Here is a 7,976-nt window from a genome sequence, read left to right on the forward strand (position 1 = left end):
GAGACGAAAGACCGGTGCCGAGTCGACTCGCGAGTCGGCCCGGCGCCGGTCTTCGTTCGGTGTGTGTCAGCCTGTGAACGTCGCCTTCGCGGAAACTGACTTCGCCGGGCCCGCCCCCGGGAGAGAGGGGACAATCGTGCCCGGAGTCGGTGTGGTCACAGGAGTGGGCGAGCTGGCGGTTGCGGGACCGACGATCGTGACGGTGACCGTGACCGCCGCACCGGAACCAGCTCCGTTGCGCGCGAGAACGGTGAACGTGAAGGTGCCGGCCGTCGTCGGCGTCCCGGATAGCGTCCCGTCTGCGGCGAGTTCCAGACCATCCGGCAGCGTGCCCGACTGGACCACGAAGTCGGGCGCGGGCTCGCCCGAGGCTGAGAAGGTGTACGTGTACGCCGACCCGACGGAGCCGCTCGGAGGATCGGCTGAGAACGTCGGAGCGATGCGGCCGGTGACCGCTGAGACGGTGTCGTCGGACGCATCGGTGGTGTACACCGTCGCACCATCGGGCGCGACGACGAGCGAGGCCGGGTCTTTCCCGACGGTCACCGTGTCGACGACGTTGCCCGACTCCACGTCGATGACGGTCAGATCATGAGGTCCGCCCACGACGTAGACCGTCGCCCCATCAGGGCTGACAGCGGCGCCCTGCGGAGCCGTGATGCCCGCGACCGTGCGCGTGATGGTCCCCGTCGCGATATCGACCACCGAGACCGAATCGGAAGTCGCGTTCGGCACGTAGAGCACGGTGCCGTCGGGGGTGATGCCCGGCGTCGTCGGTCCCGTGAAGCCGGCGATCGTCCGTGTGATCCGCTTCGTGGCGGTGTCGATGACCGAGACCGTGCCGGCGTTGTAGTCGGTCACGTAAAGGGTCGCTCCGTCAGGGCTGAGCGTTGCCCGCAGATCACTTCGCGTGAAGCTCGTGATCGAACCCGTGGTACGACCCGTTGCTGCATCCATGAAGGTCACGCTGCTCGACGCATAGCTGATCACGTAAAGCGTCGCGCCGTCGGGGCTGACGAGAACAGCAGACGGGGAACGGAACGAGCCCGTGAAGTAGGTGGTGCGGGTGCGCGTCGTCGCATCTATGACATAGATCGAGTCGTCGCCGTAGTTGGCGACGTAGAGGGTCTTGCCGTCGGGACTGATCGCGACCGAGTCGGGATTGTCTCCCACCCGGATGGTGGAGGTCACCGTGTCGCTGGCGGTGTCGATGACCGAGAGGTCGTTGTCGCTGTAATCGGCGACGTAGAGGGTCGTACCGTCGGGACTGATGGCCGCGGCAAGCGGTAACGAACCGACCGGAATAGTGGCCGACACCGTTCCCGGCGTCGCCGCCACGGCCATGACACCTCCTCCGAGAATAAGGGAGCCGCCGAGCAGCAGCGACGTGGATAAGCTGACGATTCGTTTCACGGGGTGTGCCTTCCGTCGGGTTCGCCGCCCAACGGTATCGGCGGTACTGCGCACGCGCCCCGCATCTGTCACCCGCTTCATCCGTGCAAGACGAAGGAGTCACCCTCTCGGCCCGGGGTCCATCTCCTCCAGCCGAAGGGCCATCAGGTTTGTGGCTCCACCTGGACCCAACCGCCGTCGAACTTCGGCGCGCGCCCGTCGCCCGACGACGTCCCCGCGAGGCGTCGCCTCACCCACGGAGCGACGTGTTCCCGGTAATACACGGAACCCTTGAGAGTGAGCACCTCGGGAATCGCCGGGAGGTGCCACCACTCGGGCGGAGCCGTCTGCCCGATCGATTCGACGACGCGGGCGGCCACCCGATGATGGCCACGTGCATTCATGTGCAGTCGGTCGACCGACCAGAACTCAGCGCCCGCCAGCTCACGATCGAACCAGTTGTACGCGGTGATCACGTCCGGCCGTCGAGCGAGACGCTCCTCGACCGCGCGCGAGAGTCGGTCGCCCCGTGCGCGCACGACGCGCCCCAGCGGCAACCCCGCTGACGGATCGGCGCCCGAGAGCACGATGAGTTGCACACCCTCCTCGTCGCAGCGCCGTACGACGCGATCGAAGTCCGCGACGATGCGGTCGATGTCGGCCCGCGGGCGGAGCATGTCATTGCCCCCGCCGTTGAACGACAGATGCGTCGGCTTCAGCGCCAGCGCGGGCTCGAGCTGCTGCTCGACGATCGGCCGGATCAGCTTGCCGCGGATCGCGAGATTCGCGTACTGGATCGGCTCGCCCGAAGCATCCGCCCATCCCTGGGCTGCCAGGTCGGCCCACCCCCGCACGGTGCCGTCGGGCATTTCGTCGCCGACCCCTTCGGTGAACGAGTCGCCGATCGCGACGTAGCGGACGGATGCCATGCCTCGAGCCTACGCGCGAGCGACTCGGACGCTTCGACGAACCGCCCGACGAGCTAGGCCAAGGCGCGGCCGCGCTGCTCACGCAAGAGCAGCGCCGCCCCCACCGCAACCGCGAAGAACGCCGCGAACACGACGAACAGCAGCGGCGCGCCACCGAGGCCGAGCAGCGGCGGCACCGCGAGAGGCGCGAGGATCGACGCGATGCGCCCGATCCCGGCCGCCCACCCGGCGCCCGTCGCGCGTAGCGCCGTCGGGTAGGTCTCCGGCGTCGCGGCGTACAGCGCACCCCAGGCGCCGAGGTTGAAGAACGACAGCATCATCCCCGTGGCGATGACGGCCGTCTCGCCCGACGCCGTGCCGAACAGCACGGCGGCGACGGCCGAACCGGCGAGGAAGGTCGCGAGGGTCGCACGCCTCCCCCACGTCTCGATGAGCCACGCCGCCACGGCGTATCCCGGCAGCTGCGCGAGCGTGATGATGAGGGTGAAGCCGAACGACCGCACGAGGTCATAGCCCTGCGCGACGAGGATCGTCGGGATCCAGATGAAGGCCCCGTAGTACGAGAAGTTCACGCAGAACCACAGCACCCATAGTGCCGCGGTGCGGGCGCGCAGGGCCGGGGCCCAGAGCGCGCTGACGCGCGGGCGTGCGGCCGGAGCGGATGCCGTCACCCCCTCCGTCGATGCCTCGAGAGCGATGCGGCCGGCCGCGGCCTCCAGGTCGCGCACGATCACGATCGCCTCGGCGTTCCGACCCCGCGCAGCGAGCCAGCGCGGGGATTCGGGCAGGCCCCACCGCACGATGAGGGCGTACACCGCGGGGATCGCGCCGAGGGCGAAGGCCCAGCGCCACCCGTCGTCCGATGACGGCACGACGAGGTAGCCGATCAGCGCCGCCGCGGTCCACCCCACCGCCCAGAAGGCTTCGAGGAAGACGATGAGCCGTCCGCGCATACGCGCGGGGGCGAACTCGCTGACGTAGGTGGAGGCGACCGGCAGCTCCGCGCCGAGGCCGAGACCGACCACGAAACGCAGCACGAGCAGAGCGGCCAGGCCCCCGACGAGCGCGCTCGCCCCGGTCGCGAGGCCGTAGACGAGCAGCGTCAGAGCGAAGACGTGCCGGCGCCCGAAGCGGTCGGCCAGCAGGCCGCCCACGCTCGCGCCGATCGCCATGCCGGCGAAACCCGCCGACGCGATCCACGACGCCTCGGTCGGGGCCAGCTGCCACTGCACGCTGAGGGCGGCGATGACGAACGAGATGAGGCCGACGTCCATGGCATCCAGGGCCCAGCCCAGACCGGACCCGCCCAGGATCCGTCCGTGGCGGCGGGTGAAGGGCAGGGCGTCGAGGCGTTCGGACACCCGGATGGTGTCGGTCGTCGTGCTCACCGGATACCGGTGGAGTCGACTCGCGCGGGAGTGTCGGCGAGCATGTCGTGCACGAGCGGCAGCACGCGCGTGCCGTAGAGCTCGATGCTCGACATGAGGCGGTCGTGCGAGATGGACCCGCTGGCGAACTTCAGCTGGAAGCGGGTGTTGCCCAGCGCCCGCACGGTCGCGGCGATCTTGCGCGCGACCGTCTCGGGCGAGCCGATGTACATCGCCCCGTCGGGGCCGACGTCCTGCTGGAAGCGCAGACGGTTGTAGGCCGGCCAGCCGCGCTCGCGTCCGATGGTCGTGTTGAGCTCGGCGACGCCCTCGTACGCTTCGTCCCAGGCCTGCTGGTCGCTCTCGGCGATGTGCCCGGGCGAGTGCACCGAGATGGGCATCGTGGGCTTGCCGAGTTCTTGCAACGACCGACGGTAGAGGTCGGCGTACGGGCGGAACCGCGCGGACGATCCCCCGATGATGGCGAGCACGAGCCCGTAGCCGTAGCGCGCCGCTCGTACCACCGACTCGGGAGACCCGCCGACGCCGACCCACGCGGTCAGCCCCTTCTCGGTCTTCGGGTACACGTCGGCACCCTGAAGGCCGGCGCGCGTCCGCCCCGTCCAGGTCACCGGCTTCTCTTCGCGCAGAAGTGAGAACAGCTCGAGCTTCTCCTCGAACAGCTGCTCGTAGTCGGCGAGGTCGTAGCCGAAGAGGGGGAACGACTCGATGAACGACCCGCGCCCGAGGATGACCTCGGCGCGACCGTTCGACACGGCATCCAGGGTCGCGAAGCGCTCGTACACGCGCACGGGGTCGTCGCTCGAGAGCACCGTCACGGCGGTGCCGAGGTGGATGTTCGACGTGCGCGCGGCGGCCGCGGCGAGGACGATCTCGGGGCTCGTGACCGCGAAGTCCTTGCGGTGGTGCTCCCCCACGCCGAAGAACGACAGGCCGACCTGGTCGGCGAGCACTGCCTGGTCGACGACGTTGCGAATGGTCTGCGCGTCGGACTGCGGCGACCCGTCGGGACCGCGCGAGATGTCTCCGAAAGTGTCGAGCCCGAGCTCGAGGGGACGATCGTCCATGGGGTCTCCTTGCATTCGGATGCATGAACTTTACGCGACGGCGGGGTATTCCCCCGCATCGCGGAGACGGCGCGGGTGCCGACAGCGCGCGGCGCCGAGGATGCCATTGGGCCGACGCGGCAACCGCCGGCCTCGCGACGTCCCGACCGCCGGAGGGGCGCCGTCGCAGCGACGCCCCTCCGGAAGATCACGCGGATGCCAGCGCGGCACGCAGCGTGTCGAGACCCACGCCGCCGATGTCGAGGGCGCGGGTGTGGAACTGCTTCATCGAGAAGTCGGCGCCGCGGCGCTCCTCCTCCTCGTCGCGCACCTGCTCCCAGATGCGCTGACCGACCTTGTACGACGGCGCCTGCCCGGGCCACCCGAGGTAGCGGTTCACCTCGAAACGCACGAACTCCTCGCTCATGTTGACGTTCTTCAGCATGAACGCCAACGCGTAGTCGTGGTCCCAGGTGCCGGTGCCGTCGAGACGCGGCTTCTGCAGATGCACGCCGATGTCGAGCACCACACGGGCCGCGCGCATGCGCTGTCCGTCGAGCATGCCGAGGCGGTCGGCGGGGTCGTCGAGGTAGCCGAGCTGTTCCATGAGGCGCTCGGCGTACAGCGCCCAGCCCTCGGCGTGCCCGCTCGTGCCGGCGAGCAGACGGCGCCACGAGTTCAGCTGGGCGCGGTTGTACACCGCCTGCGCGATCTGCAGGTGATGGCCCGGAACGCCCTCGTGATACACCGTCGTCAGTTCGCGCCAGGTGTCGAAGGTGTCGACGCCCTCGGGCACCGACCACCACATGCGCCCGGGCCGCGAGAAGTCGTCGGTCGGGCCGGTGTAATAGATCCCGCCCTCGTTGGTGGGGGCGATCATGCACTCGAGGTGACGGATCGGCTCGGCGATGTCGAAGTGCGTGCGGCCGAGCTCCTCGACGGCCCTGTCGCTCGTGCGCTGCATCCATTCCTGCAGGGCCGCGGTGCCGCGGAGCTTGCGCGACTCGTCCTTCTCGAGGAATGCCACCGCCTCCTCGACGCTCGCTCCCGGCAGGATCTCGTTCGCGATCGCCTCCTGCTCGGCGACCATGCGCGCGAGTTCTTCGACACCCCAGTCGTAGGTCTCGTCGAGATCGATCTCGGCCCCGAGGAAGTGTCGCGAGTGCAGGGCGTAGAGCTCCCGCCCGACGGCATCCGTCTCGCCCGCGGCCGCGGAGAGCTCCGACGACAGGAAGCCCGCCAGCGCGTCGTACGCGAGACGGGCGGCGTTGGCGTTCGTCGACAGGTCTCGGGCGAGGGATGCCGGCAGCTGGCCCTCGTCGGGGGCGGCATCGCCGACGAACTCGGCGAAGAACCCCGTGTCGGCGGTGTAGCGGGCGATCTGCGTGACCACTTCGTTCACCTGCCGACGGGCCGGGACGACGCCCTCGGCGATGCCGCGTCGGAGCGTCGCCACATACCCGTCGATTGCGGACGGGAGGGCTTTGAGGCGCTCGGAGATCGTCGCCCAGTCATCGATGGTCGCGGTGGGCATGAGGTCGAAGGTCGACCGGATGTCCTGCGCGGGAGAGGCGATGACGTTGAGGTCGCGCAGGTGGGTCTTCGCCTCGTGCTTCTCGATCATCAGGTCGAGCTCGCGGGCGAGGTCCATCTTCGTGACGGTGTCGACGGCGTCGACCGCTTCGGCGCCGTCGAGAGCGGCTCTGGTGGCCCGAGCGTCGGCGATGAGCGCGTCGACGCCCTCGGGGCTGTAGTCGCCGAACCGACCGTTGTGCTCGAACCGACCGATGTAGGTCGCGAGCGTCGGCTCGCGCTCCGCCAGGGTGTCGACCCACGCGTCCGCGATCGTGTCGATCGGCGTGGGGGTGCGTTGTACGTCAGTCATGCTCCCAGCCTAGGGAACCGCTGCTCGAGCGGCTCGCTGACGATTCGCTCGTGGTGGCACTGTCGGGATTTCGGCTGGCGCGGCCGACGAGACTGTGGCGAACGTGTGCGTGCTGCGTGAGTGATTTCACGCTTCCGGCTCCGGTGAGTACGCCGCCGAGGACTTCCGAGTGCCGCCTCGCGAGGAACGGCGAAACGCCGCGGCGCGAGGGTTTCATCCCCCGCGCCGCGGCTGCATCGTCGCGCGAGCCGTTGCATCCTGTCTCGTCCCGGGCGCGCCAGCCAGCGGGACGAGCGTGACGCTACTTGTCGGCCAGACGCCGCCTGCGGGCCAGGAGCAGGAGTGCCCCAGCGCCCGCGGTGATCGTTCCGATGAGGGTTACCGCCGATGCGGCGGACGTGTCAGCGCCGGTCGCGGCGAGAGTGCGCCCGCTTGAGGCGTTCGCCTTGGCTGTCGTGGGGTGCGAAACAGCGGTGACCGTCAGAGGAATGAAGCGGGATCCGGAGACGGAGCCGCGGAGCTCGATCCGATGGTCGCCTGGCTCGACGGTTCCGGGAATGAGGATGGCCGCGTTAACCTCGCCGGAAGCCGTCGCCGTCACAGACGTCAGAGGAATGGGCGTCGAATGCAGAATGATCTGCACCGGCTCATTGGGCTGAAAACCGCTGGCGGACACCGTCACGCGACCCCCTGGCGTGGCGGTGGACGCGGAGACCGTCGCGGTGACGGCCTCGGCGTCGCCCGTTCCTGCTGATCCAGGTGCGGTCGCGGAAACGTCGGCGGAAGCCGAGGAGGTGTTGCCGCTCGTGCCGCCTGCCGTGCCGCTAGCGGCGGCGGTAGTCGAGGCGGCGTTGCCGCTGACGTCGCCCATAGCACCTGCCCCAGCACCCGCGTTGGCGTTGCTACCGGTCCAACCGGTGACGTTGGTGTCGGAGTTCGCGCTGCTGGCGGCGTTGGTGCTGCTGGTGGTCTCACCGGCGGCCTTCGTGTCGACCTCGCCGGCGGCGCCCGCTCCGGCACCGGCGCCCGCGTTCGCGTTGCTACCGGTCCAACCAGTGGCGTTGGTGTTGGAGGTGCCGTTGACAGCGGTGGAACTGACAGCGTTGGTGTCAGTGCCGCCGACGGCACTCGCTCCGGCACCCGCGTTGGCGTTGCTACCGGTCCAGCCCGTGACGCTGGTGCTCGTGTTGGCGTTGCCGCCGGTCCAGCTGGTCGCGCTGCTGCTCGTGTCGCCATTCGCGAGCATGTCACCCGAGGCACCCGCGCCCGCGAAGGCGGCGCCGCCGGTCCAGCCGGCGGCGTTCGTGCTCGTGTTGGCGTTGCTACCGGTCCAGCC

Annotated in this window: 6 protein-coding genes; all 6 read right to left on the reverse strand. The window is 69.5% G+C overall.

The genetic code is table 11. From position 1 onward, the window contains the following. Positions 1-66: 66 nt before the first annotated feature. Positions 67-1,413: a YVTN family beta-propeller repeat protein gene (locus tag AS029_RS05835; RefSeq protein WP_074615856.1), complete on the reverse strand. Its 1,347-nt coding sequence runs from the start codon at positions 1,411-1,413 to the stop codon at positions 67-69. A gap of 143 nt (positions 1,414-1,556) precedes the next feature. Beyond that, positions 1,557-2,321, reverse strand: coding sequence for an SGNH/GDSL hydrolase family protein (locus AS029_RS05840; RefSeq protein ID WP_058231622.1), 765 nt, complete (start codon positions 2,319-2,321; stop codon positions 1,557-1,559). A 53-nt stretch (positions 2,322-2,374) separates the two neighbouring features. After that, the gene (locus AS029_RS05845) at positions 2,375-3,709 is read right to left on the reverse strand and encodes an MFS transporter (protein ID WP_058231623.1); all 1,335 of its coding nucleotides are present in this window, start codon (positions 3,707-3,709) and stop codon (positions 2,375-2,377) included. Beyond that, entirely contained in the window at positions 3,706-4,776 is a 1,071-nt protein-coding gene (locus AS029_RS05850; protein WP_058231624.1) for an LLM class flavin-dependent oxidoreductase, read from the reverse strand. Before AS029_RS05850 ends, AS029_RS05845 begins: the two co-directional genes overlap by 4 nt. A 187-nt stretch (positions 4,777-4,963) precedes the next feature. Beyond that, positions 4,964-6,640 carry a DUF885 domain-containing protein gene (locus AS029_RS05855; RefSeq protein WP_058231625.1) on the reverse strand — a complete coding sequence of 559 codons (1,677 nt, stop codon included), beginning with the start codon at positions 6,638-6,640 and terminating at the stop codon, positions 4,964-4,966. A 301-nt stretch (positions 6,641-6,941) separates the two neighbouring features. After that, positions 6,942-7,976: hypothetical protein (locus AS029_RS17515; protein ID WP_167345230.1), on the reverse strand; the 1,035-nt coding region annotated here is incomplete at its 5' end.

It is taken from the genome of Microbacterium enclense, from assembly GCF_001456955.1.
Classification (GTDB): Bacteria; Actinomycetota; Actinomycetes; order Actinomycetales; family Microbacteriaceae; genus Microbacterium; species Microbacterium enclense.

Excerpts from the sequence above, each read along its gene's own strand:
- AS029_RS05855 (WP_058231625.1), bottom strand. The coding sequence starts at position 6,640 with ATGACTGACGTACAACGCACCCCCACGCCGATCGACACGATCGCGGAC.
- AS029_RS05850 (WP_058231624.1), bottom strand. The coding sequence starts at position 4,776 with ATGGACGATCGTCCCCTCGAGCTCGGGCTCGACACTTTCGGAGACATC.
- AS029_RS05840 (WP_058231622.1), bottom strand. The coding sequence starts at position 2,321 with ATGGCATCCGTCCGCTACGTCGCGATCGGCGACTCGTTCACCGAAGGG.